The 23992-nt window shown below is 59.8% G+C and carries 37 protein-coding genes and 7 pseudogenes; 15 read left to right on the forward strand and 29 right to left on the reverse strand.

Annotated elements, in window-relative coordinates; genetic code table 11:
- The coding region (locus tag ACR3E6_RS20740; protein WP_480489186.1) for a hypothetical protein at window positions 1-227 on the forward strand (227 nt) is incomplete at its 5' end.
- Window positions 228-261: 34 nt separating this feature from the next.
- Here the strand turns inward: ACR3E6_RS20740 and ACR3E6_RS20745 are convergent.
- The 16 genes and pseudogenes from ACR3E6_RS20745 to ACR3E6_RS20820 form a co-directional block, all read right to left on the reverse strand.
- Window positions 262-417, reverse strand: a complete 156-nt coding sequence (locus ACR3E6_RS20745) for a hypothetical protein (RefSeq protein ID WP_480489188.1) — start codon at window positions 415-417, stop codon at window positions 262-264.
- Between the two features lie 281 nt (window positions 418-698).
- Entirely contained in the window at window positions 699-968 is a 270-nt protein-coding gene (locus ACR3E6_RS20750) for a hypothetical protein (RefSeq protein WP_480489189.1), read from the reverse strand.
- Window positions 969-1331: 363 nt separating this feature from the next.
- Complete coding sequence (locus ACR3E6_RS20755; protein ID WP_480489191.1) at window positions 1332-1826, reverse strand: hypothetical protein; 495 nt, start codon at window positions 1824-1826, stop codon at window positions 1332-1334.
- A 354-nt stretch (window positions 1827-2180) separates the two neighbouring features.
- The gene (locus tag ACR3E6_RS20760; RefSeq protein ID WP_480489406.1) at window positions 2181-2765 is read right to left on the reverse strand and encodes an NAD-dependent epimerase/dehydratase family protein; all 585 of its coding nucleotides are present in this window, start codon (window positions 2763-2765) and stop codon (window positions 2181-2183) included.
- A 98-nt stretch (window positions 2766-2863) separates the two neighbouring features.
- A pseudogene (locus ACR3E6_RS20765) lies at window positions 2864-3226 on the reverse strand (GtrA family protein); the annotation flags it as partial.
- Complete coding sequence (locus ACR3E6_RS20770) at window positions 3226-3513, reverse strand: hypothetical protein (protein ID WP_480489408.1); 288 nt, start codon at window positions 3511-3513, stop codon at window positions 3226-3228. The pseudogene ACR3E6_RS20765 and the gene ACR3E6_RS20770, both read right to left, overlap by 1 nt.
- A complete protein-coding gene (locus tag ACR3E6_RS20775; protein WP_480489193.1) occupies window positions 3414-4286 on the reverse strand; it encodes an FAD-dependent oxidoreductase in 873 nt (290 codons plus the stop codon). Before ACR3E6_RS20775 ends, ACR3E6_RS20770 begins: the two co-directional genes overlap by 100 nt.
- A gap of 121 nt (window positions 4287-4407) precedes the next feature.
- On the reverse strand, window positions 4408-4695 hold the full coding sequence (locus ACR3E6_RS20780) for a hypothetical protein (RefSeq protein ID WP_480489195.1): 288 nt from the start codon (window positions 4693-4695) through the stop codon (window positions 4408-4410).
- Window positions 4689-5027, reverse strand: coding sequence for a hypothetical protein (locus ACR3E6_RS20785; protein WP_480489197.1), 339 nt, complete (start codon window positions 5025-5027; stop codon window positions 4689-4691). Before ACR3E6_RS20785 ends, ACR3E6_RS20780 begins: the two co-directional genes overlap by 7 nt.
- A 9-nt stretch (window positions 5028-5036) precedes the next feature.
- Window positions 5037-5423, reverse strand: a complete 387-nt coding sequence (locus tag ACR3E6_RS20790; protein WP_480489199.1) for a hypothetical protein — start codon at window positions 5421-5423, stop codon at window positions 5037-5039.
- Between the two features lie 120 nt (window positions 5424-5543).
- A complete protein-coding gene (locus ACR3E6_RS20795) occupies window positions 5544-5678 on the reverse strand; it encodes a hypothetical protein (protein ID WP_480489201.1) in 135 nt (44 codons plus the stop codon).
- Between the two features lie 29 nt (window positions 5679-5707).
- The gene (locus ACR3E6_RS20800; protein WP_480489202.1) at window positions 5708-6421 is read right to left on the reverse strand and encodes a nucleotide sugar dehydrogenase; all 714 of its coding nucleotides are present in this window, start codon (window positions 6419-6421) and stop codon (window positions 5708-5710) included.
- Between the two features lie 62 nt (window positions 6422-6483).
- A pseudogene (locus ACR3E6_RS20805) lies at window positions 6484-6684 on the reverse strand (UDP-N-acetyl-D-glucosamine dehydrogenase); the annotation flags it as partial.
- Window positions 6618-6911: a hypothetical protein gene (locus ACR3E6_RS20810; RefSeq protein WP_480489204.1), complete on the reverse strand. Its 294-nt coding sequence runs from the start codon at window positions 6909-6911 to the stop codon at window positions 6618-6620. The pseudogene ACR3E6_RS20805 and the gene ACR3E6_RS20810, both read right to left, overlap by 67 nt.
- A gap of 299 nt (window positions 6912-7210) precedes the next feature.
- Complete coding sequence (locus tag ACR3E6_RS20815) at window positions 7211-7657, reverse strand: NAD-dependent epimerase/dehydratase family protein (protein WP_480489206.1); 447 nt, start codon at window positions 7655-7657, stop codon at window positions 7211-7213.
- Window positions 7658-7936: 279 nt separating this feature from the next.
- Window positions 7937-8098 carry an NAD(P)H-binding protein gene (locus ACR3E6_RS20820; protein WP_480489208.1) on the reverse strand — a complete coding sequence of 54 codons (162 nt, stop codon included), beginning with the start codon at window positions 8096-8098 and terminating at the stop codon, window positions 7937-7939.
- 229 nt (window positions 8099-8327) lie between these two features.
- On the opposite strand from ACR3E6_RS20820, the pseudogene ACR3E6_RS20825 reads away from it, so the two are divergent.
- The 5 genes and pseudogenes from ACR3E6_RS20825 to ACR3E6_RS20845 form a co-directional block, all read left to right on the forward strand.
- Window positions 8328-8977, forward strand: a pseudogene (locus ACR3E6_RS20825) (NAD-dependent epimerase/dehydratase family protein); the annotation flags it as partial.
- Window positions 8978-9104: 127 nt separating this feature from the next.
- Complete coding sequence (locus ACR3E6_RS20830) at window positions 9105-9296, forward strand: hypothetical protein (RefSeq protein ID WP_480489210.1); 192 nt, start codon at window positions 9105-9107, stop codon at window positions 9294-9296.
- A 13-nt stretch (window positions 9297-9309) separates the two neighbouring features.
- Window positions 9310-10089 carry a class I SAM-dependent methyltransferase gene (locus tag ACR3E6_RS20835; RefSeq protein ID WP_170347056.1) on the forward strand — a complete coding sequence of 260 codons (780 nt, stop codon included), beginning with the start codon at window positions 9310-9312 and terminating at the stop codon, window positions 10087-10089.
- Window positions 10090-10218: 129 nt separating this feature from the next.
- Window positions 10219-11382: a hypothetical protein gene (locus ACR3E6_RS20840; RefSeq protein WP_480489212.1), complete on the forward strand. Its 1164-nt coding sequence runs from the start codon at window positions 10219-10221 to the stop codon at window positions 11380-11382.
- A gap of 39 nt (window positions 11383-11421) precedes the next feature.
- A pseudogene (locus tag ACR3E6_RS20845) lies at window positions 11422-11619 on the forward strand (GMC oxidoreductase); the annotation flags it as partial.
- 3 nt (window positions 11620-11622) lie between these two features.
- Here the strand turns inward: ACR3E6_RS20845 and ACR3E6_RS20850 are convergent.
- From ACR3E6_RS20850 to ACR3E6_RS20880, 7 genes are all read right to left on the reverse strand, one after another.
- Window positions 11623-12048, reverse strand: a complete 426-nt coding sequence (locus ACR3E6_RS20850; RefSeq protein WP_480489213.1) for a polysaccharide deacetylase family protein — start codon at window positions 12046-12048, stop codon at window positions 11623-11625.
- Window positions 12048-12368: a hypothetical protein gene (locus tag ACR3E6_RS20855; protein WP_480489215.1), complete on the reverse strand. Its 321-nt coding sequence runs from the start codon at window positions 12366-12368 to the stop codon at window positions 12048-12050. The genes ACR3E6_RS20850 and ACR3E6_RS20855 overlap by 1 nt, the downstream gene beginning before the upstream one ends.
- 2 nt (window positions 12369-12370) lie before the next feature.
- Window positions 12371-12649: a hypothetical protein gene (locus tag ACR3E6_RS20860; RefSeq protein ID WP_480489217.1), complete on the reverse strand. Its 279-nt coding sequence runs from the start codon at window positions 12647-12649 to the stop codon at window positions 12371-12373.
- A complete protein-coding gene (locus tag ACR3E6_RS20865) occupies window positions 12616-13320 on the reverse strand; it encodes an FAD-dependent oxidoreductase (protein WP_480489219.1) in 705 nt (234 codons plus the stop codon). The genes ACR3E6_RS20860 and ACR3E6_RS20865 overlap by 34 nt, the downstream gene beginning before the upstream one ends.
- 42 nt (window positions 13321-13362) lie before the next feature.
- The gene (locus ACR3E6_RS20870; protein ID WP_480489221.1) at window positions 13363-13698 is read right to left on the reverse strand and encodes an NAD(P)-binding protein; all 336 of its coding nucleotides are present in this window, start codon (window positions 13696-13698) and stop codon (window positions 13363-13365) included.
- Between the two features lie 153 nt (window positions 13699-13851).
- The gene (locus ACR3E6_RS20875; RefSeq protein WP_480489223.1) at window positions 13852-13983 is read right to left on the reverse strand and encodes a hypothetical protein; all 132 of its coding nucleotides are present in this window, start codon (window positions 13981-13983) and stop codon (window positions 13852-13854) included.
- Entirely contained in the window at window positions 13980-14777 is a 798-nt protein-coding gene (locus tag ACR3E6_RS20880; protein ID WP_480489225.1) for a glycosyltransferase family 2 protein, read from the reverse strand. Before ACR3E6_RS20880 ends, ACR3E6_RS20875 begins: the two co-directional genes overlap by 4 nt.
- Before the next feature lie 222 nt (window positions 14778-14999).
- On the opposite strand from ACR3E6_RS20880, the pseudogene ACR3E6_RS20885 reads away from it, so the two are divergent.
- The 3 genes and pseudogenes from ACR3E6_RS20885 to ACR3E6_RS20895 all read left to right on the forward strand — a co-directional run.
- Window positions 15000-16385 (forward strand): annotated as a pseudogene (locus tag ACR3E6_RS20885) (oligosaccharide flippase family protein); the annotation flags it as partial.
- A 193-nt stretch (window positions 16386-16578) separates the two neighbouring features.
- The gene (locus ACR3E6_RS20890; protein ID WP_480489390.1) at window positions 16579-17385 is read left to right on the forward strand and encodes a glycosyltransferase; all 807 of its coding nucleotides are present in this window, start codon (window positions 16579-16581) and stop codon (window positions 17383-17385) included.
- Window positions 17382-17774 carry a glycosyltransferase gene (locus ACR3E6_RS20895; protein ID WP_480489227.1) on the forward strand — a complete coding sequence of 131 codons (393 nt, stop codon included), beginning with the start codon at window positions 17382-17384 and terminating at the stop codon, window positions 17772-17774. Before ACR3E6_RS20890 ends, ACR3E6_RS20895 begins: the two co-directional genes overlap by 4 nt.
- A 6-nt stretch (window positions 17775-17780) precedes the next feature.
- Here ACR3E6_RS20895 and ACR3E6_RS20900 read toward each other — a convergent pair whose 3' ends face one another.
- The 5 genes and pseudogenes from ACR3E6_RS20900 to ACR3E6_RS20920 form a co-directional block, all read right to left on the reverse strand.
- A complete protein-coding gene (locus tag ACR3E6_RS20900) occupies window positions 17781-18269 on the reverse strand; it encodes a glycosyltransferase (protein ID WP_480489229.1) in 489 nt (162 codons plus the stop codon).
- Window positions 18266-18400, reverse strand: coding sequence for a hypothetical protein (locus ACR3E6_RS20905; protein WP_480489410.1), 135 nt, complete (start codon window positions 18398-18400; stop codon window positions 18266-18268). Before ACR3E6_RS20905 ends, ACR3E6_RS20900 begins: the two co-directional genes overlap by 4 nt.
- Window positions 18401-18462: 62 nt before the next feature.
- Window positions 18463-19005, reverse strand: a pseudogene (locus tag ACR3E6_RS20910) (glycosyltransferase family 4 protein); the annotation flags it as partial.
- Window positions 19006-19079: 74 nt separating this feature from the next.
- Window positions 19080-19682, reverse strand: a complete 603-nt coding sequence (locus tag ACR3E6_RS20915) for a hypothetical protein (protein ID WP_480489231.1) — start codon at window positions 19680-19682, stop codon at window positions 19080-19082.
- Between the two features lie 207 nt (window positions 19683-19889).
- Complete coding sequence (locus ACR3E6_RS20920; RefSeq protein WP_480489233.1) at window positions 19890-20501, reverse strand: PepSY domain-containing protein; 612 nt, start codon at window positions 20499-20501, stop codon at window positions 19890-19892.
- 174 nt (window positions 20502-20675) lie between these two features.
- Here ACR3E6_RS20920 and ACR3E6_RS20925 point away from each other — a divergent pair, with 174 nt between their 5' ends.
- The 6 genes and pseudogenes from ACR3E6_RS20925 (at window position 20676) to ACR3E6_RS20950 (ending at window position 23705) form a co-directional block, all read left to right on the forward strand.
- Window positions 20676-20891 (forward strand): glycosyltransferase, encoded by a 216-nt coding sequence (locus ACR3E6_RS20925; RefSeq protein ID WP_480489392.1) that lies wholly within the window; start codon window positions 20676-20678, stop codon window positions 20889-20891.
- A 29-nt stretch (window positions 20892-20920) separates the two neighbouring features.
- A pseudogene (locus tag ACR3E6_RS20930) lies at window positions 20921-21031 on the forward strand (hypothetical protein); the annotation flags it as partial.
- A 2-nt stretch (window positions 21032-21033) separates the two neighbouring features.
- Window positions 21034-21681: a hypothetical protein gene (locus tag ACR3E6_RS20935; RefSeq protein WP_480489412.1), complete on the forward strand. Its 648-nt coding sequence runs from the start codon at window positions 21034-21036 to the stop codon at window positions 21679-21681.
- The gene (locus tag ACR3E6_RS20940) at window positions 21678-22247 is read left to right on the forward strand and encodes a hypothetical protein (RefSeq protein WP_480489235.1); all 570 of its coding nucleotides are present in this window, start codon (window positions 21678-21680) and stop codon (window positions 22245-22247) included. Before ACR3E6_RS20935 ends, ACR3E6_RS20940 begins: the two co-directional genes overlap by 4 nt.
- 84 nt (window positions 22248-22331) lie before the next feature.
- Window positions 22332-23213: a hypothetical protein gene (locus ACR3E6_RS20945; RefSeq protein ID WP_480489237.1), complete on the forward strand. Its 882-nt coding sequence runs from the start codon at window positions 22332-22334 to the stop codon at window positions 23211-23213.
- A gap of 192 nt (window positions 23214-23405) precedes the next feature.
- Window positions 23406-23705 (forward strand): hypothetical protein, encoded by a 300-nt coding sequence (locus ACR3E6_RS20950; RefSeq protein ID WP_480489239.1) that lies wholly within the window; start codon window positions 23406-23408, stop codon window positions 23703-23705.
- Between the two features lie 19 nt (window positions 23706-23724).
- Here the strand turns inward: ACR3E6_RS20950 and ACR3E6_RS20955 are convergent, their stop codons facing one another.
- Window positions 23725-23862 (reverse strand): hypothetical protein, encoded by a 138-nt coding sequence (locus ACR3E6_RS20955; RefSeq protein WP_480489241.1) that lies wholly within the window; start codon window positions 23860-23862, stop codon window positions 23725-23727.
- Window positions 23863-23992 lie beyond the last annotated feature (130 nt).

Consider the following 23992-nt stretch of genomic DNA (forward strand, 5'->3'; position numbering starts at 1 on the left):
TGAGCAATCCGATTGTTGTACCCTTCAGCCTGTGCCGCACTGATCACGCCGGTGTGTGCCCGAACTGTTCGGGCAGCCATAGCATCAGTGGCAGCAGCAGAAGAAATGAGAGGATCGCAAGAATTATGCCGGGCCAGTACTGGTGGGTGTTCATCTTTCCTTGCCTTCGCCTTGTACCGGAAATCGGTGGTGTCGTTGAATTTCGCAATGCCGGTTTGAATGTCTAAACCTTGGGGTGATAGCGTCCTGTCACGGCCCCGATCAATTCGCCGAACAGGTCGAATTTTCCACGAAACCCATTGATTTTAGTTGGTATTTTCCCACTGCCTGGATAGGCCGGGTCACACCGACTTCGGTGACGTCATACCCGAGCTGCGAGGCCCGTACGGACAGGTAAAACAGCAGATTGTAGTTCATGAAGACGTCCCGAAACGGGCGCACGCCCGGGTCTGTCAGAAGGCGCGGGAATAACCGCGGAACCCGTTGGTGGTGTCAGTGAACCAGTGCCGCGCCGCAAGGCTGATCAAGGCGCGTGGATCAGGCGACCTGCGATCCACCGTGACAGGGGGTGTTGATCGCGCTGCCTCCGGGCGCATAGCGCGACCCTGCACATAGCCATATCCGGCCTGAAGCTTTCGAGGATGGATTGAATTCCATCGACGCCATCCTTGCCATTGCCGTCCATGGTAATGATCGCGTCATACCCTGTTCAAGCGCCAGGCATAGGCCATTCGCAATTGCGCGCTCAGCCTGCCGGGGCCGGTCTTGGTCAGGCAGGCCCGGACCCTTCTGTATTCCAATTGCTGTGCATCCGTAGACCCGTCGTCGGATCCGCCATCAGCAATGATGATGTCCACCGGCGGTTGCAGGTCGGCGATAGCGTCCAATTGACCCAGCAGTCGTGTGCCTTCGTTGATGACCGGGATCACCAGAGCCGTGGAAGCCACGCGGGTTTGAAAACGGTGCATTGATATGCGGGGACCGTGGTCTGGTTCATCCATGGACATGTGGCCCCTCTCATCGCGGCCCGAAACACGAGGTCAGAGATTCCGAAAGCGCGGGAATCCCGCCGCGCATTTCAACCGAAACCCACTTGCGCCAGCCCGCCGCGTCCAACACGCCCGATGCATGTCTGACAACCGGCACCTGCGTTGACAGAGGAGCCAGCTCTGGGGTGCTGAGATGAACATGGTTTGAAACACTCAGAGCGGCAGGAAGCCGTCTCGAATGTTTCGATCTCATGCGTCATGATGGCGGCCCCAGATCTAGGTTCATGCGAATTGCCGGGTGATCAAGTGATTTGACAACATCCAGCGTATCCGAGATGTGGGTCATGAAATTCGTGCCGTATTGCACCGGGTTGGGTTCCAGCGCGATGACAACACCTGCCGCTGCCGCGGCATCCCCATCCTGAAGAAACTGTCGCGCCAGATTGCCTCGGCCTGCGCTTTTGTCATGTCATCCGGGATCACCCTGTTTTTCGGGGACCCGAATACAAGGTTTTCGCACCCCAGACGGGCTGCAAGCCTGATCGCGCCCTTCATGGTGTCCTGCAAGGTTTCCTGTTCCAGAGGCGAGCCAAAAAGCCGGGCGTTATCGGCACCAAACAAAAGTGACTGCATCGAAGAGGGGCGCAGCCCGAATTCCGCAAGCTGCAAGAGGACCTGTTCGCACTCCTGCGCCGTTGCATCCAGCGGCGCGGCCAGATCGGGAAACAGCAACCCCGGTGCGAATTCAAGGCCGCTGACCGCATGGTCACGCAGCAGCGCATAAGCGTCCAGCCTCTGATCGGGGGACCAGGCGATATTTGAAACAGACAGCTTCATTGGTTGATCCCGGTAAATTCCCGGATACCGGACAGAATGTCATCCCGTCCAAGCAGATAGCCATCCTGACGTCCCCAGAGCTGTGAGAACCGGCTGCGCATATCCTGAGTGATCTGCGGTGCTTCACGGTGGTTGAAGGGGCTCCCGTCAGGCTTTGATAAATATCGTCGGCGCGCAGAGGACGGGTTGCAAGGTTGAGGAAGGACAAACCGTTTTCACGGGCTGTCATGATGTCGCGCCACAGTCTGGACAGGTCGTAGAACTGGAACATGCTGTCGGCGTGCGTGAAGGCAAGCGCCGTGATCCCGGCGGTTTCGCAGATTTCACGCAGATGTTCGCCGGTGCCCGAAGCTGCTATTTCAGCCCGGTTGCAGCGCCACATCCGGGCGGTCTCATCCCAGCTGAAGCCCTGTTCGACAATGTGCCGTTCGGCAGCCTCTGTTGCCGTGTACAAGGCGTCATATTTTCAGGCTTCAAGAAAGAGGGCACCGGGTTCATGCAATCGAACAGGAAGTTCTTTTTCAGATCGTGCCCGAACAAAGCCGGCAAGCGCAGTATGGAATGGCGTGGAAAGCAATCCGCAATCAGGGTCTCGAACTCTCGGCGGTGGCGCCCATAAGCAAGTTCGGTTTCAAAATCGTCGCTGTCTTCGGTCACGCCGCCGGATGGGTCGCGGTAGACTGCGATTGTCGAGATCAGGGCGACATGATCTGCCCGTACATGACGCAGCCTTTCGAACAATCCCAGAATATTGGCCCGGTCCGCATCGGGGTTCTGATTGGCCAGCCACATCGTGGCGGGGACGGCCGAAACCACAAGCATGTCACAGTCATGTTCAGCCACCTGGTCAATGTTGGATGAGTTGAAAAGGCCCGAGAATTTGTGCTGACGAACCAGGTTCCCGCCGACAAACCCTGTATATCCGACGAGACAATCCATTTTTTAATCCTTTGAAACTCTTTGACACACAGATCAGGCTTACAACTCTTCCGGTGGTAACCCTTGCGTATTCCGTTTGAAAACAATGCGGAGTTTATAACAAAATTCACCGTAAGTGACACGCTGGCCCCCGCCAACAGGATCAGAGTGTCGCGTAGCCAGCTGGCTGTAAGAGCATCGTCAACAAAGGGCCCAATTTCCACGATTGTTGCGATTCTGGCACCGCCGGCACAGGCCGCGCTCAGCAGAACCCCGGCCAGACGCCGCATCGAAACGGCACTGTTGTCAGAGCGGAACAGCCAGAATTCGAAGAGCAGATAGTTGCATGCCCCAACAGCAAGAAAGCTCAGCGTCGCCGATAGCCACAGCGGGACCCCGGCAACCCGATGCAGGAAAAGGGCCATCACAATGTCGACGACCAGACCGATCCCGCTGATTGCTGTGAACCTCAGAAAGCGCATCAGGTCTCGGTCACCAGATGTGGTGACAGCGCGGCCCAGTCCGGGCGTCTGGCCTGGAGAAACTCGAACAGGTCGAAAATATTGTCGATCTTCCCTCCGAGTATTGAAAACAAGCCCGGCATCTGCTCGTGCTCATCCATCAGGATGGGCCGTCCATCGTCAAACTCGTTGCGCAACAGCACCGTCTTTACGTCAAACAGAGACTGCTGCCATTCGATACCAGCCAGGCAGGGCATATAGCGCGCCGCATCATTGACCATATGACGCCAGCGGCTGTGATGCTGCAACTGTTCGAACTGTTCATATGCGGAGGGCCCGCAGGTGTATCGATCCACGACGCCTGAGGCGTATAGCGGACATGCGACAGAGAATAGGCCCTTCTGCCGGGAAGGGCATGACCGAAAAGAAAGGCCCGTCCATTACGGTGACGGCAAGGTGGTTCAGCTCGGCAGGGGGTGACCAGCGCAATCTCGACCATTTCATGTTTGAGAGGGTACAGATCAAGACCGCTGTTTCTCAGCAATGTATTGATCTGGGCATAGCCAACATTGAAAACAGTTTTCGCGCCAACCGTGGCGCCGTTCGAAAGGTCGACTTCGAGAAGCCCGCTTTTGGTCTTCCTAACCCGATGTGCTTTGGTTTCGAACCAGACAGGTACGTCATGCTTGGTCATTCTTGCCCGCAGGTGCTGCCGCAGCCTGGTCCAGTCAAACGCATATTCCTGACAGGTGAATACCGCCTCGATTTCAGTTGTGTCGAACAAGGCGCTTTGCGACGGGCTGGCGCGCTGGATAGAGGCACCCATCAGCTTGTACATCGCCTCGAACCGGTTGGCCTGCACATGTGATTTGCGCCGGGCGATGGCGTAGAGCATTTCGAAATCGTCCTGAATGCAACTTCGGAAGGCGTCTGTGAATATCGGAAAGTTCTTCAGGGACCGCTGCGCTGTGACAAAGTTTCTGGGATAATGCAGGCCAGAGTGAACCCGCGCCTGATTGACCGCCGAGGCACGTGTCATCAGCTCGGCGTCGCGTTCGATCACCAATATCCGGTCGGTCATACTGCGAAACAGCAGGCTGAGCGCACAGCCAAAGAACCCGCCGCCTATGATGACGACGTCGAAATCCGCAGCACCTGCCGGTTCAGGGGGCTGAATGGGTCATCACGGTTGATCGGGGGCGTCAATCCGGAGCCATGGTCTCGACATTGACCCTCCGGAAATTCTTGAAGAAATCGGTGTTGTTCAATTCCCGGATGACCTCGTCGCCCGTATTGTCCTGCAATCTGTTGAGAATCTGATAGAGCGCTGTCGCAATGGCACCGAACAAAAGGCCTGCCAGCGCGGTGGAACCGCTGATCGCGATGCTGGTCGTAAACCAGCCGGGTTGCAGCGTAGCGCCAAAGACGAACAGGCAGAGCGCGTAGAAGAAAAACAGAACTGAACAGAATGAAACAAAAAAGCTCAGCATCGCCAGAAAACGCAGAATACTGGGGGCGAGTTGGACAGGATTTCCATCGCCATCCCGAACTTGAGGTAGATTGAACGTCTGTTGCGGAAATCCTGACCCGGATCGACGTCCAGCGTCGTGACATCTTCGGAATGCCCGCCGCTGCGTGGCATGAAACGCAAGGCAATTTCCCGATCGGGCCGTGAGGCGATCCACCCGATATGAGAGCGATGAAACGCCGCTGACCGCAGAATCTGAGGATCAACGTCATAGCCGGAAATCAGGCTCAGCAAACCGGCCGCAGCGGGCCGGAAGACCAGCCCGGTTTGGGTTCCGCAACCTGACCGAGGCACCGGTGCTGGTCATGGTGTCGTAGATTTTCCGAAGATCGATAAGGGGTGTTCATCCGGGGAAGCAATGATCGCAAAATCACCTATTGTTTCCATTGCGGCAATTACAGCGGCGCGGTACTCGCCGGTTCCTTCACGCAGGATCAGGCTGCGCAGATTGCGCAGACGGAACAGACGGTCAAAAACGTCCCGGTTGCGATCGTAATCCGTCGTTCCGACAAGCAGCAGGATTTCAAAGAACTCGGTTGTGTTTTCCAGAAACTGCAACGCTTCAAGCGTTGTCTTCTCGATATCCGCGATATCGCCCTTTGCCAGAACGGCAATACTGATCAGGTATTCACCGCGCAATTGTGGAGAGGCCGACTTCACATGAGATGAGGCAGCTGATGAAACCTGCAATTATCGCTCCTGAACCCGCATGGTGTTATCCTGGAAAGTGTCCTGATGCAGAGAATACCTGTCAACACATATCGATATTCGGGCAGGATCCGACGGGGTGTGCCACCGCCGGCAAGACGGTCACATCTTGACCAGACGCCCGTCTGCCACCCTGATCCCCTGCTTTTCAAAGACGTTGCGCGTGTCAAAGACCAGCGCGGCCTCGCGCGCGACCAGACCATAATCCGGGGCGCTGTGATCGGTGATTACGGCCACCGCCGCATAGCGTTTCAGGTTGTCCGCCGTCAGCGGCTGGGATGTCCGGCCCGCAAGCTGCGGGTATTCGCCACCTTCGGGCAGGCGGGGAAATACGGATCGTGATAGTCAATCTCGGCCCCCAGCTTTTCCAGCTCGTCCAGCAGCACCAGCGCCGGGCTGCGGCGGGTATCCTCGACATCGCGCTTATAGGCGATGCCCATCAGCAGAATGCGCTGTCCGGTCAGGGGTTGCCCGGTTTCCGCCAATGCAGACCCGTTGCGCGCGGCCAGTTCCGCCGCCATCCGTGCCGCCAGCATTTCCGGCACCGCGTCATTGCTGGCGCGGGCCAGATTGATCAGCGGCGTATCAGATCCTGCATCCGCGGCGCGCCAGGCCAGATAGGCCGGAGACACCGGGATGCAGGCCCCACCAATTCCAGGACCGGGATAGAAGGGCATAAAGCCGAACGGCTTGGTCGCCGCAGCCTCGATCACTTCCCAGACATCCACGTCCATTGCTTCAAGCGCGGTCTTCAATTCATTGACCAGCGCGATATTGACGGTGCGAAAGCTGTTTTCGACCAGCTTCACCGCTTCGGCCGTGGCGGCCGAACTGACCGGTACGGCGCTGGTGACGATGGCGCGATAGAAATCCTCGACCAGTTGCCGCGACAGCGGATCGTCGGCGCCGACCACCTTGGGGATACTGTGTGTGTCGAACTTGTCATTGCCGGGGTCTTCGCGCTCGGGCGAGAAGGCCAAAAGAAATCGGAACCTGCCCGCAAACCGCCCGCTTCGAGGATCGGCTGAACCAGCGTGGTCGTGGCGCCGGGCCAGACGCTGCTTTCCAGCACCACCATCTGACCGGGGCGCAGATGCTGTGCGATGGTCTGCGCGGCGGCGGCGACAAAACGCATGTCGGGATCTTGTGCGTCGGTCAGCGGGGTCGGCACACAGATCAGGATGATATCGGCCTCGGCCAGTGCTGCGGCGTCCTGCGTTGCGCGAAAGCGCCCACTCTCCACCGCGTGTGCGATCCGATCCGGTGCCAGATACGAGATGACCTGACCCCCTGATTGATCCGCGCCACCCGGTCGGGGTTGAGATCAACGCCGGTGGTATCAAACCCTTCATCATAAGCCGTCAGCGCCAGCGGCAGGCCAACATAGCCCAGCCCGACCACGGCAACCCGCGCATCGCGCGCCGCGATAAGCTGCTTGAGGGACTGATGGTGCGAGGTTTCGTAGTTCATAATCTATCCTGATCGTACAAAGTCACACTGAATTAAAATTAGCTTAGCAGATTGGAAACCTTCTCTTCATCGGATAGGACAGATCGGGAACGAAGCCAACTAATTTGTCGTTCCCGGCAAAGACCCGGAATGGGTGTTTCCAAAAACAAGGCAGTCTTGAATCAGCGTGCCGATTGTTTTCGCATATGCTCGATCCATTCGTCGAAGGAAACACGAGGCACATACCCGATCTGATCCTGTGCATATCGGGTTGAAACCTCTGGCTGACCGGCAAAGTCTGCGTCCCGCCATGTCAGGCATCACGGGCCGGGGTTTTGCCAGCCGGGCCTGAACGGACCGTGCCCAGTCTGCGGCGGCCTCGACCCGGCGGCGCCCGACAAGGCGGCGCAGATGCGCGCTGAGCTGCCCCGCCAGAGAGGGGCCTGCGGGCGCATTGCCATTGGGCGACGGGGCGGGGCCGGGTTCGCAGCCGGATCAATCCGCACCTCTCCGCATCTGGCAAGGCGGGCATAGCCTTCGAAAAACGTCTTCCACCCCAGCGTGTCCGGTCCGCTGATCAGGTATCGCTCGACCCCGGTCCGGGGTGATGAGGCCGCGCGCAGGGCGGCCTGTACCACGTCATCGACATGCACGGCCGGGCATTGTCCGGGCGGGTCGGGCAGGATGATGCCGCCCCTGCGCATCATCGCCAATGGCCCGTTGGTCCAAAGTGCACTGCCGGGCCCATAGACGATGGTCGGCTGCAAGATGGCGGCGTCGCATTTCCCTGCAACAGTCTCTGTTCCATCGCAATTTTGGCACCGCGATAGCTTTGCACATCTTCCGGCGTGATCGGGTTGCGTTCGGTGATCGGCCCGTTGGGCCAGCTGTCATAGACCACGGCGGAACTCAGATGCACGATACGGTTGCAAGACCCGTCTTCGGCGGCTTTGGCAAGCGCGTCGAAGGCTGCAGGTTGTCCGCGCCGGAGGCCCGGAAATCATAAGCCAGATGAAACAGAGCCGCCGCACCGTCCAGCGCCTGCGTCAGAGCCGGGCCAGGTGCAGCGGGCAAACCAGTGCCTTTGCTCCGGCCTGTTCCAACGTGGCAGCCCCGTGGCGTGTGCGCAGCAAGGCGGTCACGTCACATCCCAGTTTCAGCAGCGCATCGATCAGGCGCCGGCCGATAAAGCCGGTGGCGCCGGTCACGACCACGCGCTGGCCTGCAAGCTCGTCGCCGGGGCGGGGTCCACGTGTTTTTCGGTCATGTCCGCAGGTTCAACATTCTTAATGCGTTGTGCAACAATTCAGCCCTTTTTCCAAAACTGTGCAGGCCCGGCCTGTCAGCGCACCATAGCGGTATCTACCATTTGGTGGCCACCGATCCTATGCTAAGCCTGTGGCATTAGAGTGGATTCTGTTGGTACGAGGGTTTTTCATGCAAATTTTGATCACGGGCGGGGCCGGTTTTATCGGATCACATCTGGCCGAGCGCCTGATTGGCAATGGGCATGAGGTGACGGTGCTGGATGACCTGTCCACCGGATCGCTGCAAAACCTGTCTTCCGTTCAGGATCATTCCGCCTTTCGTTTTGTCGAAGGCAGCGTTCTGGATGCCACATTGGTCGAGGAACTGGTCGGGGCTGCTGACGCGGTGTTTCACATGGCCGCCGCGGTCGGGGTCAAGCTGATCATGGATCAGCCCAGCCAGTCGATTGCGACCAATGTGGACGGCACGCAGAACGTGTTGCGCGCGGCCCTGCGCCACAAGCCCTGGTCTTCATCGCCTCCAGTTCCGAGGTCTACGGCAAGGCATCGAAGTTCCCGTTCAACGAGGATGACGACCTAACGATTGGCGCCACAAGCATTCTGCGCTGGTCTTATGCCTGCGCCAAAACGCTGGATGAGTTCATGGCACTGGCCTATGCGCGCGAGGTTGATCTACCGGTGATCGTCCTGCGCTTTTTCAACACGACCGGTCCGCGCCAGACCGGGCGTTATGGCATGGTTGTTCCGAACTTCATCGAAGCGGCGCTGACGGATCAGCCCATTCAGGTTCATGGCACCGGCGAGCAATCGCGCTGTTTCAGCCATGTGGCCGATGTGATCGAGGCGCTTGTGCGTCTGCTCGATGTCCCCGAAGCCCGGGGCAGGTCTTCAATATCGGTGGTGAACAGGAAGTGACGATCCGGGGCTGGCCGAAAAGGTCATCGCGATGACGGGCTCAACCTCGGAAATCCGGCTGGTGCCTTACGAAGAGGTCTATCCCGAAGGGTTCGAAGACATGGCCCGCCGTCTGCCCGATGTGTCCAAGCTGCGGCGGTTCACCGGGTTCAGCCCGGCGCGCACGCTGGATGATATCATCGCCGATATCATGGCCGAGAAACGCGCCAAAGCCTACGCATGAAGAGCCAAACACGATGACACCGGGACAAAGAGTTGAAAAGCTGGTGCGCGACACCGCGACCGTGCTGCTGCCGGACCGGCTGCGCAAATGGATCCGTAAACAACAACGGTTGCACAATCTTCAGTCGGTGCCGGTTGGGTCGGTCGATTTCGGCGGCTTACGGCGATTGTCGCCGATCAGTGCCGTGTTCGGGCAGGATCGCGACCTGCTGACCATCGAACGCCATTACATGGAAGAATTCCTGCAAAACCACAGCGACGATATCCGTGGCCGGGTTCTGGAATTCGGCGATCCGGCCTATACGAAGAAATTCGGCGGTGACCGGGTCACGCAGGCGGATGTACTGAGCTATGTCGAGGGCAATCCACAAGCGACCATCGTGGCGGATATCACCGATGCGCCGCATATTCCCGACAACAGTTTCGACTGCATCATCATCACCCAGACCCTTCAGATGATCTTTGAGGTCGACAAGGCGATTGCAACGCTGGAACGCATTCTGAAACCCGGTGGCGTGGTGCTGTGCACCTCGCATGGGATGACCCGTGTGGCGCGGCGCGAAGGCGTGGATGACTGGGGCGAATACTGGCATTTCACCAGCCAGTCCAAGCGCCGCCTGTTCCGGGCGGTCTTCCCGGCAGAGAATGTCGAGGTGTCGACCGTTGGCAACGTCTTTACCTGCATCTGCAACCTGCATGGCCTTGGGGCCAGTGAAATTGCGCCCGAAGAACTGTCCACCCATGATCCTAACTATGAAATGCTGGTTCTGGTCCGGGCAGTAAAGGCGCAGTGAGCGATCTTGTCATAGGGTCCGGGCCTGCCGGGGTTTCCGTCGCCCGGGCCTTGCTGGCGCGGGCGAAACGTCACGATGCTGGATGCCGGGGTGGAACCAGGGCCCGGGGTCACGGACCGGGTGCAGCAGATGTCTCGAACACGCGCCGAAGACTGGAGTGCCGAGGCGCGTACAGCCTGGATGGAGCCTCAGTTTCAGGCCCTGGAGGGCGAGGTGTGGCGCTATGGATCCGGTTATGCGCTGGCCTCACCTGCGCGTACACTGGCGGAAGGGGCGGATTGGTTTGCTTTGCGCGCGTCGCGGGCGGCGGGCGGGCTGTCCAATGTCTGGGGCGCTGCGGTTTTGCCGTATCGGCAGGCGGATATCGACGACTGGCCCATAACGACCGATGATCTTGCCCCACATTACAGCGCGGTGGCGGACATAATGCCTGTGTCCGGGCAAAAGATGGGCTGCAAGACCTCTTCCCGCCTGCGATATGACAGGTCGAACTCCCATTCCGCCAACCGCGCAGGCCGAGATGCTGCTGGCCCGGTCCAGGCAGAAGGCGAAGGCATTGCAGGGGGTGGGAATGCATGTCGGTCTTGCGCGTCAGGCGGTTGGACCGGGATGTCAGACCTGTGGATTGTGTCTGCACGGGTGCCCGTGGTCGTTGATCTGGTCGGCTCGGCAGGCGCGTACAACACTGCAGGCAGAGCCGGGCTTTACTTACCGCGCGGATCACGTGGTGCGGCAGGTCCGCGAGGAAGGCGACGATGTTGTCGTCACTCTGGCAGATGGCAGCGATGTCTGCGGAAACCGGGTGTTTTTGGCCGCCGGGGTGCTGGAAAGCGCGCGCATCCTGTTGGCGTCACCCGGCTTGCGGGGCAAGGAGCTGGTGTTGAAAGACAGCCAGCAGGCCTTTCTGCCGATGCTGCACCGCTGGCGGGCACCCAGGCGGCCCGATGTTTTTCCTATCAGACGCTGCCGCAGCTTTTTGCCGAACTGGATGACCCGACCGTGTCGCGGCAACTGGTTCACGCGCAGATCTATACCTGGAATGAATACTATGCCCGCGATCTGAAACAGAACTATGGCCGCCGGATACCCGGCAGCGGGCCGCTGCTTGAGGCGCTGGCCCGACGTCTGATCGTGGCGCAGGTTTTCCTGCATTCCGATCATTCGCATGAAATAGCCTTGCGTCTGGCAGAGGATGGGCGGTTACGCCCGGAACTGAACGAAAACCCCGCAACCGCCGAGACAATGCGGGCAGCGCTTGCGTGCTATGGCCGGGCCTTGCGGGGCTTGGTCTGACCAGCCTGTCTTTGCAGCGCGGTTCGGGGCACCGGGGCCAGTTTTCATGTCGGAGGTGATCTGCCGATGTCGGATGACCCGGGCCCGGGTGAAAGCGATGTGCTGGGGCGCCCGTATGGTGCGACGCGCATTCACGTCGTTGATGCCTCTGTCCTGCCGACCATCCCGGCGACGACAATTACATTCAGTGTGATGGCGAATGCCCACCGGATCGGAACGCTTGCACCCGAAGCCTGACACTCAGTTGATGGGCAGCACCCTGCTCAGCCCGCTTCGCACGCCGCGCATCAGTTTGCGGGCCGCCAAATAGGCCCCGCCGCGCCCGGCAAGATGAGCTTGCCAGCGGGCGATGTCGGTGAAATAGAACATCTCGAGCCGCGGCAGGTCGTGCATATCATCGCCCGCTTTTGCCACGCCCAGCCTTGTGCCGACCGAGGTGTCGTAGTGCCGGGCGATCTGTGCGCGTACATTCGGGTTCGACGCGCCATAGGGCGGGGCGAAATGCCGGACGGGTTGACCAAGCCGGGCGGCAATATCCTGACCGGATCCGGTGACTTCATCCTCCAAGGTCTCTGCATCCAGCGTCGAGAGATCGGGATGGCTGACACTATGTGCGCCAAAGCTGACCCCTTCCGCTGCCAGCGCCTTGACCCTGTCCCATTCCATCAGCGGGCGGGCGGGATGTTGCCCCCGGCCCAGCTGTCGGCGCCACCCATCAGGCCCGAGGGCAGATAGACGATCGGGCAGAAGCCATGTTCGCGCAGGATCGGCCAGGCGGTATCGGCGAAATCCTGGAACCCGTCATCGAAGCTGATGATGACCACACGGGGGCAGGCGGGTTGGCCAGCGCGTCCGGCGTCACCACCGGCAGGCCGGACGCCGCCAGCGCCTGCATCTGTGCCGCAAAGATGTCGGGTGCGATCGAGGTTGGCCCCGGCGTCCGAGATCGAATGATACATCAGGATATCGGCCTGCCAGGCGGGCATGGTCAGTCTTCCACCACATGGGTGGCAAAGACCTCACGATAGCTGTTCCATTTCGCGCGGTCGATATTGCCCTTGTCGTCGATGCAATCCGCCGCGCCATAGGCCATGGCAAATGCGTGGTGCGTATTATCATGGGCGAACAGGCCCTGCCGTCCAAATACGAGCAATCCGTCCAGATTTGAGAGCCACTGATCAACCGTATCGAACCGGTCTTCATAGCCCACATCGTAGACCGGATAGGCATGGCTCAGCCGCCGGGTTTCGCAGCGGCGCACCGGCACGGTGACGGGCAGGCCCAGTTGCCCCAGCCATTTGGTGAATTCTTGTCCCAACTCCTCGTCGGACATGGACCACCATTTTTCATCCGGGTCGCAGGGCAACTCGGCACACAGAACGGTGACGCCCTTCGGCGCGCCACTGGCGTTATAGTTCTTGGCTCGGACATGCGGCTGATCGGGATCGACAGTTCCGGGAAATAATGCGCATCGAACTCGGTGAACTGGTCTGTCTCCAGCACCAGATACAGCAGGATCATGCCGCGGAAGCGGATGGCGCGGGCGGCCTCGACCACCTCTGCCGGAGGGTCGCTGATCAGGCGCGTCAACCCGGTCAGCGGGATGGTCGACAGGATCAGATCGCCGGTCAGGTGCCGCTCGCCCTCTTCGTCGCGGATCGTCAACCCGGTGATGCGATTGCCGTCCCGTTCGATGGCGGTGATTTCGGTATTGAACAGGAAGGTGGCGCCATTGGCCTCGGCACTGTTGCGCATCGCGTCCGAGATTTGCCCGAACCCCTTGCGCGGATAAAAGAACCGCCCCGCCGTTTCACTGCGCAGCCCCGGCAACAGGCGCAGCATCTTCATCAGGATCTTGCCGACCGATCCGCTGCCCACCCGACGTTCGGCCAGTTTCACCGCCAGCTTGTCCGGATCCAGCCCCCAAAGCTTGCGCACGTATGGGAAATAGAAATTGTCCGAAATCGTCGGCCCCAGCCGTCATACAGCACGGTCGAGAATGTCTCGGGGCCCGTGCTTTTCTTGCGGAAGGGTTTCAGCACCATGTCGCCGATCAGCGACGCGGCAAAGGGTTTGGGCAGGCGCATCAGCGCATCGGTCAGTTTCAGCGGAAAGTGAATCCATTTGCCGCCCAGCCGGATGCGCCCGTGGCGGGGCGCAGCAGCAGATCGTCCCCAGCAGGGATTTCACATCGGCCAGAACCTCGGGCTCTGCCGCCGGATGAAACCTGTGCGAGCCGTAATCACAGATCACGCCCTCAATCGGGAATGAGGCCGAATTGCCCCCGGCACTGGGCGCGCGTTCGATCACGGTCACTTTCGCCTGCCCGGTCAGGGCATGGCTGCGGCCAGACCGGCCGGCCCGGCGCCCAGAATGATGATATGGGGTCTTTCAGTGCTGCCATCTGAAGGGAGACATCCGTCACGTGTGCATTCCTTTACTGCTTCAGAAAGTTTGTATCATGCCCAATCAGGGTCTGAGATGCAGCCGTGAGATCATGTCGGCGATCAATCCCAATGACCAGATCATGATCGCAGCAAGGAACGCGAACACCGTGGTTCCGCTGAGGTTCAGGTAGGTGAGGTCGATAATGAACTTCACAGTCCCCAGAGCAAAAACACCAGCCCCATAGGGATGAAAACCCGCAGCGGATTGAACAATGTGCTGATCCGCAAGATCAGGATAATAAAATTGATGAAGTCGATCGGCCGGATTTTCGATTTGCCCACCCGCTTGCCGTATTCGATCGGCGTATAGATCATCCGCTTGCCGTTCGAGGTCATGCACAGCGTGATCGTGGTGGTGAAGGAAAAATTCTGCGGCAAGAGCGGCAGGAACGGGATCAGCTCGGATTTGCGAAACACCCGCAGGCCGGAATTCAGATCGTTGATCTTGCGCTCGGCCAGGAACGAGGCAAAGGCGAACAGGAATTTCTTGGCGGGCCGGCGCAGCAGCGGCACGTTCTTCATCGCCGCGCCCCGGTCGCCCACGACCATGTCCTGATCGCGGCACATGGCCAGCATTCCGGGCAGGTAGCGCGCGGGATAGGTGCTGTCGGCATCCAGAATGGCCACATATTCATGCTGCGCCATCCGCACCCCGCGCTTGAGGCTGGCGCCATAGCCGGAATTGACATCATTGAAGGTGACGGTGGCACCGCTGGCCTCGGCCTCGGCGCGGGTGTTGTCCTGGCTGGCATCGTCCACCACGATGATCTCGTAGGGAATGCCCAGCGGTTCGAGATGGGTGCGCACGTCCTCGACCGTGTGGCGGACGGCGTTTTCCTCGTTATAGGCGGGGATGACCACGCTCAGGCTCATGCCGGCGGTTTCCGATGCGATCAGCTCTTCGGGTGTGGTGCTGTTCGTCTCCATCGGCTCTGCGACTTTGTTCATGAAAATGAAAACCTTTTATTCACTCAATAATCCCTGCCCCAGCCCCCGCTGCAAGAATTGCGTGGCGCCTGGAACATGACGGGCATAATTCCCTGTATTGCGTATAGTATTCGAACACGTACAGACTGAACATAGACAATAAATTTGACCAAATTCGACCGTTAAGGCGTCAAGTTTGCAATTGCGCATACTGTGCGCAACAGGTGTGAGTGTTTGAGCCATGTGTCCATCGGCACTTGGCGGGGTTCGGGCAACAGGAAGGAAACGGGTGTCAGGGCGGCAGAGTTTCAGCAGCGGAGTTGCTCGGATGTCGGCCGGTATCTGGGTCGAGCAGGCGTTCAATTTCATCATTTTTGCCATTCTTGCCCGTATTTTAGGGGTCGAGGCCTTTGGTCTTCTGGCGATGGTTGCAGCCTTTGTGCTGTTTTCCGAATTCCTGGTCCGTGAAACGATTTCCGACATTCTGCTGACCCATGAGGCGCTGTCACCAGAGCGGTTGAACTCGGTTTTCTGGCTGTTGGCGCTGCTGGGGGTGTGTTGACGGTTGCGCTGTATCTGGGGGCGGGGCCGGTCTCATATTTCTACAATGAGCCGGTTGCGCGCGAATTGTTGATCGGATTGTCCCCAACGGTGCTGATGATTTCACTGACGGCGGTGCCGGTTGCGATCCTGCGCCGGGAAATGCGGTTCCGTGTTCTGGCCATCCGTGCAGCGCTCGGCGCGGCGGTCGGAGGGTCGTGGGCATTGGCATGGCGCTGTCCGGATACGGGGTCTGGAGCCTGGTCGGTCAGCGGCTGGCGATGACAGCCACCAATATCGTGATGGCCTGGGGGCGGTCTCCTGCGCCCGGCATTCCATGCGTCGCGGGATCACATGCGCAGGGTCTTGCATTTCAGTCACCGGATTCTGGGCCTGCGCGCGGCCGAACTGGCTGCGGTGCAATCGCCTGCGGTGATCATCGGCGCGATGCTGGGGCCGGTTCCGGCGGGGTATTATGCAATCGCCTGGCGCGTGATCGAGACCGCCTCGTTCCTGATTATCACACCGCTGCGCACCGTGGCGCAGCCTGCCTTTGGTGCGGCGGCGCGCGATGGTGGTCCGGCGACGGATTTGCTGATCGACGTCATGCGCCTGACCGGGTTTCTGGCCTTTCCGGCCTTTGCCGGGCTGGCGGTTCTGTCGGAACCGGCGCTGGTGCTGCTGTTCGGTCAGAAATGGGCTCCGGCGGCTCCGGTCCTGAGCCTGATGTCGGTGTTTGGCATGTATCTGTGCGCCGAAAAGGTGCAGCAGACCTTTGTCTGGCGGCCGGTCAGCCCGGTCGTCTGGCGGTTCTGTCCTGGGTCGAGGTGGCGCTGGCGGCGGGGTGATTGTGGTGCTGGCCCCGTATGGGTTGCCGGTCGTCACAGCCGGTTTTGTGGCTGTCTTTCTGCTGGTCTGGCCGCTCAAATTTGCCAATCTGGGGCATATTGCCGGGCTGTCCGGGCCGGCTTTGATGCGGCAGCATCTTGCGCCGCTTCTGCTGTCAGGGGGATGGTGGCGGCCGTGCAGGGGTCATGTGGCAACTGGACGGCCTGTCCCCGGCTTTGCTTTTACTTGCCGGTACGGTGACGGGTGTTCTGGCCTATGGTTTGCTGGCTTTTCTGTTCCAGCGGGACAGGCTGCGCCTGCTGGTTTCGATGCTTGGGCCGCAAGGCGGGCACCTGCCTGCGGCTGACACTCAAGGAATTGAGAGATAGATGAAATCGTTACGCATTTTGATGTTCACCACATTTTATCCCCCTATTCCTTTGGCGGTGACGCCATCGGCATTCAGCGCATGGCGCGGGCGCTAGTGGCGCGCGGGCACGACGTGACGGTGGTGCATGACGAAGACAGCTATCTGATTCTGGGCGGCAAACCGCAGCCGAAGGCACCTGACGGGGTGCGGCGGATCGGGCTGCGCAGCCGCAACGGCATGATGTCGAACCTGCTGACCCAGCAACTGGGCCGTCCGGTTGTCCATGCTGCCCGCATCCGCGAGTTACTGGCCGAGCGGAAGCCGGATATCATCTGGCACAACAACACATCCCTGATCGGCGGCCCCGGCCTGTTGCCGATGGGCGAGGGGTTGAAAATCTATGAAGCGCATGAACACTGGTTGGTCTGCCCCACCCATGTTCTGTGGCGGCATGGGCGCGAGCTGTGCGATGAGCGCCAGTGCCTGCGCTGCGTGTTGCAGCACAAACGTCCGCCGCAGCTCTGGCGGTATACCGGTGCGCTGGACCGGGCGCTGGATCACATGGATCTGATCATTGCCAAAAGCGAATTCAGCCGCGCCAAACATCGTGAATTCGGCCTGCGGCAGGACATGCAGGTGCTGCCCTATTTCCTGCCCGACCTGGATCAGAGCGCCTTGCCGGAACCGGCGGCGCAGGAACGCCCCTATTTCCTGTTTGTCGGGCGGTTGGAAAAGATCAAGGGGTTGCAGGATGTGTTCCCGGCCTTTGACCGCTATCCCGACGCGGATCTGCTGATCCTGGGTGATGGTGACTATGCGGATGAGTTGAAGGCACAGGCCGCAGGCAATGACCGGATCAAATTCCTGGCCGCAAGACGCCGGACGAGTTGAACGCTTACTATCGTGGCGCACTGGGGCTGATCGTGCCCTCGGTCTGTTATGAAACCTTCGGCATCATCCTGATCGAAAGCTTCCGGCTGGGCACGCCGGTGATCGCCCGGCGGCTGGGTCCGTTCCCGAGATCGTGGAGCGGGCAGGGGCGGGAACTGTTCGAAACCGAGGATGATCTGATTGCAGCCATGCGCCGTTTTCAGAACGGAGGTGCCGCGCGGGATCAGATGGCAGCAGCGGCGCGGCAGGGGTTTGAGACGCTCTGGCGTGAAGATCAGGTATTGGGCCGGTTCGGCGCGGCTTTCGCGCAGGCCGCGCATCGTGCAGGGCGGGCCGATCTGGCCCATGCCTTGGAAGCTGGTGCTTTCGAGAACGGCGCATCGGGCTGACCGGGGTTATCCCCGCCCGGCCAGTTGCCGATACAGCTTTTCAAACCCGCTATGCACATGGGCTGGCGAGAACCTGTCTTCTGCACCGCGCGCCGTGGCATTGGCGCTTAGCCGGTCATATTCGGCGCGGTCGATGCAAAGATCGCGCAGCGCCTGAGACAGGGCATCAAGATCATCGACCGCACACAGGCGCCCGACATCGCCATCCACCAATTCACGCACACCGCCGCAATCGGTGGCGATCACCGGCAGCCCGGCGCGGAACGCCTCGACAATTGAAATCGGCAGGGCCTCCCACCGGGAGGTCAGCATATAAAGATCCGAGGCCGCGAGATAGGTGGCGACATCCGAGATCACCCCGGGGAAACGGATGATGTCGGAAACCCCGGCCTGTTCGGCCCAGGCTTCGACCTGGCCGCGCAGCACGCCTTCGCCCCCGACGACGATCCGCAGACCGGGCAGATCCTGCCGCACACGCCGGGCCACTTCGATCATCGCGTCGAGGCCCTTTGGCGGTCCAGACGGGACAAGGACAGAACCAGATGTGTGCCATCTGCGCCCAACAGTTCGCGCCGCAGGGCATCCGCAGCTGCCGGATCGGCGGGCGGGTTGGGACGTACCCCCAAAGCATCACCCGCGCCTTGTCGGGATCGACCTGGCGTTCCAGCAGGGATTGCATGACGGTTTCGCTGGGGCAGATCGCCAGATCGGCTTGCTGTCGGCAGGCGCGGGCCACCGCGTTGAGACGGTCGGGCGACGAGCCGTGATAGGTCATCACAATGGGAATTCCCATTCCCAGACTGGCCAGACGAGCCGTCAGAAGCGGGGCGGTTTCATGCGCATGGATGATATCGACCTTATGGTCCTTGAGCGCCCGGCGCAGGGTCAGGGCCGAACGTACCAGCCAGTACATTCTGAGGGCCGGGTTGAGTTTGCCATTCGCACTGTGGTCGCTGACCCGGTCAAGTTGCAAAGGTACAAAGACACTGCCATCCGCGGTCTCGCCAAGCTCGCCGGGGGCACCAGCCTTGATCACCTTGTGCCCATGCGCCATCAGGGACCCGCCCAGATCGGTAATGTGGCGCTGAATGCCGCCTCCGAATGTGAAAAACGAGCACATTTGCAGGATGCTGAGCCGTTCCTGAAAAGCCTTCTCATTCGTCAGAGGAAGTGTTGTTTCGTTTACCATATCGGTTGCCCCAGTCGGAACGTGACGGTTTTTTAGTGCCATCGGGTTTTGTCAGACGGGCTGTGATCTGGTTGGCCGTGTCATTGGGGGTGATGCGAAAAGATGCCTGCGCCTTTTCACCGTTCCGTACCAGTTCGACGGGCTGCTCTGCCCCCATCTGTTGCTATGGACGCCGCAGTGATGCCGGGTTCCCCAACCAGCATTTCGACATCAAGCGGGGTATCGCGGCGCACAGGTGCGGGCAGGATCAGATAGGCCACCGCAGCAGGTGCGTCGGTCGGGAAGACCCCAGCTCTCGGGTAGCTGCCCGGCCCAAAGCGCTGATACGCGGTCAGCAGGATACCCAGAACGATCAACAGATAGATCCAGCGGGACAGCCCCAATCCGCGCCAGATGCGCCGGATCGGGCCGTATTGTGCGGCCTCAGGAGCCAGCCGGGCCGCAAAGATCAAGGCGCCCGTCAGGGCAACGCCGGTGGCCACGAAGCCTGACAGAACCCAGAGACCCAATGAGAACGCACCACCCCAGGTGCCGAAATGCAATGTGTTCATCAATGCCTTCCAGCGTGCGAAGCCGCGGGTATCATCCGGGGTGAACGCGCCGAGCACCTCAAGGGTCACTGGATCAACCGATACGCTGCCCCATCCACTCGTCTTCGCAAAACCGACCACGGGGCCTTCAAAGGCAAAAGTGCCAGCCGGATCTCCCGGCAGCACCATGACAAGCGGCTCCAGGCCCGGCAAGGCGGCAACAGCGTTTGCCTCGGCCTGTTCAAGGGTGTCGGAACTGAAGCCGATAGGCAGGGCGGTGTCACGGGGAAGTGGGCTGAGGTTTTGGGGTTGTGCCTTCGATTCCCAGACCGCCGAGCATGAAATAAAAGCTGGTGATTGCAATCAGGATCAGAAGCGGCGCTGCCCAAAGGGCCGTTAGCCGGTGCGTGGCGCCGACCCAGGATCTGAACCCCCGGAGCGTTTGGGCCAGCGGAAAAACCCTTTCCAGAAACGTCGGTAGGTAATCAGCCCGCTGACGATCTGATACAGCAGCAGAACGGATGTTGCCGAGATCAGGATGAAGATGGGGCGTTTGGTGGTCAGGAACGTATCATGCAGATCGCGCAGAATGTCGCGAAACCCGCCATCCCTCGTTTCGTAAACGACTGCTCCGGTCACCGGGTCAGTCCAGAAGCTGATGTTTTCGCCCCAGCCGGTTCGTCCGAAGGTTCGATCTGCGAACCACGGGGCGGGGTATTTTTCGATTACAAATACAGCGCTTTCGGGATGGGCGGTTTTAATGCCGTCATGGATTTCCGCAAAACTGGCCGTCCGGTCTTCTTTGGCAATGGTGGTCCAGATTTCCGGCCGGGCAATGGATTCAACCTCGATGCCGATGACAAGCACTGCCCCGTCAGGAACATGAAGGTAAAGAAGATGGACAGGTGCAATCCCAGCCAGGTGTGCAGGGAAAATAGCCGGTTTCGAAAGGTTCGGTTCATCTGGAACGCTGACAACTGATAAATTTACCGGCACACTAAATGACACTGATGTTCAAGAAACAAGGGGTCGGAGAAAACTGACTGTTGTGAATGCGTGAAATCGGCAAAAGATGTGGCGGTGTGCGCACGTTATTGCAAAATATTCCTGTACTTTGGGCGATGTGAATCCGATACAGCACCGGGTGATACAATCGTTTCCAACTTGGAGGTTGGGTAATTGGTGTCTTCAGATTTAGAACAAAATCACAAAACAATTTCCATTGTTTCGCCTTGCTACAACGAAGAAGACAATGTGGCGAATTGCTATGAAACCGTAAAAGCGATTTTTGAGGAAAAGCTGCCAGGCTACAGGTGCGAGCATATCTTTGTCGACAATGCATCCTCCGACCGGACTGTCGAGATCCTGCGAGAGATCGCTGAAAAGATCAGAATGTGAAAGTTGTCGTAAACGCCCGCAACTTTGGAGTGTTCCGATCCGCCTTCAACGGGTTGCGTTATGCCGAAGGGGATGCCGTGGTCGTCATCCTGCCGGTGGATCTTCAGGACCCGCCGGACATGATCCCGGAATTCGTGCAGTTATGGGAAAGCGGTTACGATGTGGTGGCCGGTGCCCGCACCACCCGCGAAGAGGAGATCGTGATGCGCGTGGCGCGCGGCATCTTTATACGATCGTCAACCGGCTGTCCGATGTCTGGCTGGAGCCATCAGTGGGTGAGTTCCAGCTTATTGACCGCAAAGTGCTCAATGCGGTGCTGTCGCATAACGACCACTACCCCTATATCCGCGGCATCATCGCCAATTGCGGGTTTCGCCGCATCATCGTTCCGTATGTGTGGCGGGCCCGCAAAAGAGGTGTTTCCAAGCACAATCTGATGGCGCTGACCGATCAGGCGCTGAATGCGATCTTCTCTTTCACACGTGCCCCAATGCGGTTCTGTACGCTGAGTGGTCTGGTGATTGCCATCAGCTGTATTCTGTTTTCCCTCATTTCAGTGGTGTTCTATTTCTTCAATCCGGATTTGGCTCCACGGGGAACCACGACAATCATCGTCGCGCTGTTCTTCCTGTCAGGTATCCAGATGCTGTTTATCGGCATGTTGGGAGAATACATAACCTCGATCCACAATCAGGTGCGGGGCGGTCCGATCGTCACTGAACAGGAACGCATCAATATCGAAGGTCCTGCACGGGACCCGGCGATTGTCAAAGACGAGCATATGGCATGAATATGCGTTCAGGTCGGGTGATGTGGCTCTTTGCCGGGGCGATGGCCTTGTGCGGCAGCTCGGCCTGGGCTGCGGACCTGCCGGGCAGCAATGCCACATTGGCGGAACTGCGCCTTTGGTATGCGGCCGTGGTGATTGCTGCGTTGCTTGTGGGGTGTTTTCCGGCAGCGCGGCCAGTTTCTTTTGGCTTGCTTGGCGCGGCGCTGCTTCTGGGCAGTGCGGCCCGGTTGTGGTTGACCCAACCCCTTTGGTTTCCACGGCTTGAGATTTCCGCGAACCCTCCTGAAAACCTGATCATGCTGGCGATACTGGCGGGGCAGACGGTGTTGACGGGCTTTGTGCTTGTGCGGCCGCAGGGAAGGGCGGCCATAACGGGCCTGATGGCAGAAGCAGGACGGTGGCGGCTGATCCTTTTGCTGGGGCTGGCTGCGGCCTTTTGCGTTTCTGCGACGCCGTACGTGGCTTACGGGTACTATCTGGCCTTCGGTTTGCAGATCGGGATCGGCGGTGCGCTGAACCTTGTGCAGATGGCGACGCTGGTCGCCGTTTTCTGTTGCCGGGCCTGACCGGGCACCCCGCATTCCGGTGGCTGCCCTCGCGGTCTTTGCAATGCTGGCCAGCGCGGCTCTGGCCTGGCGGCGTTCGACCGCGTGCCTCATGTCGAGGATGAGGTGGCGTATCTGTTTCAGGCGCGTACCTTTGCTGCGGGCGTCCTCGGAAGCCCGCCCCCCGCAGCGGCGCAGCCTGCATTGGAATATTACCTGTTCGACATTCGCGGCGATCAGTGGATCGGCGTGCCGGCACAGGGTTGGGCCATCGTTCTGAGCCTGGGTGTGCTGGCCGGGGTGCCGTGGCTGGTCAACCCCGTGCTGACCGGGATCTCTGTCTGGCTGGCGCATGGCATCGTGTGCCGTGCCGTCAGTCGCGAACGGGCCGATCTGGTGGCGTTGCTGATGGCCACGTCGCCCTGGGTGCTCGCCGTCGGGGGCACGCTGATGGCACATTCCACGACATTGGTGATGGTGCTGCTGGGATGGTGGTGTCTGCTCAGGGCTGGGGAGGGGTCAACGCGCAGGGATGTCTTGCTTGCGCTTGTTGCGGGTCTGGCTTTGGGCTGGGCCTTTGTCACCCGACAGCTTGATGGGTTGATCATAAGCGTTTTGACCGGCCTGTGGTTGCTGCGGCGCCTGCCGGGGGATCGGACAGATGATCGCCTGCGCCTTGGGCGGTGTTCTGTCGGGTGGCGTCTTTTGCTGCTCAACCTGATGATCACCGGAGACGCGCTGCTGACCCCGCAAGCGGATTACCTGAGCCGGTTATGGCCCGACACGCAGAATGCCTATGGGTTTGGTCCCAATGTAGGGTCACCGGCCGAGAGCTGGGGCGCGCTCGACATCTGGGTCGGGCATAGCCCGGCCGAGGGTCTGCTGAATCTGATCAATGGTTTTGCCGCGCTCAATTACGAACTTCTGGGCTGGACATTCGGGTCCTGGTTCCGGTCTGGATTGCGTTCATATGGGGCAGAAAGCTGACCGGGTTCGATCGGGCCATGTTGGTGGTGTTCGCGATCCTTGTGGGGGCCCTGTTTTTTACTGGTTTACGGGCACGTTCTATCTTGGGCCGCGCTACTGGCATACGGCTTTGTTGCCGGCGCTGGCTTTGGCGGCGGCTGGGATCGAGACCATCCGGGACCGGTTGCCCGAACGGCATCGTGGCCGCCTGCAATGCGTCATCCTGTTGCTGTGTGCGGTGTCTGTTGTCAGCTTCACCCCATGGCGGGGGTGTCGAAATACAATGGGTATGGTGGCTATACCGGTGACATACGTCGGCAGGCTGCCGGGCTTGGAAACGCTCTGGTCTTTGTCTCGACACAGGGCGATATCGGGTCTGCGCTCTATCTCAACGATCCGTTCCTGCCCGAGGGCAAACCGATTTTCCTGCGCGATATGGGCCCCGAGCAGAACGCAGACATCATCGCGGCCTTCCCGGGCCGCGAAGTTGTCTATCTGGGGGATGGCGAATAGGCCCAGCCCAAAGCCAGACCTATTCGGCCGCGTGCTGATTTTCGCCTGACACGAAGTTGCGCCGGAAATCATTGGCGAACATCGTTCGGGTAAACCGGCCCAGCCCCGAGGCATGTTCGCCAAAGGTTTCGATCCGCGACAGCAAGGTGGTTTTCACCCTTTGATCGACCTGGGTCTGGAACTCGCGGGGGCATCGAACTGGTAATCCTGCAGCACGCCCTGATATCCCGAATTCCTCCAGGCCTCGACATCGAAAGACGAGCTCCAGACGGGTTCGTGTTCCGGGT

Source organism: Ruegeria sp. AL3 (assembly GCF_056536065.1).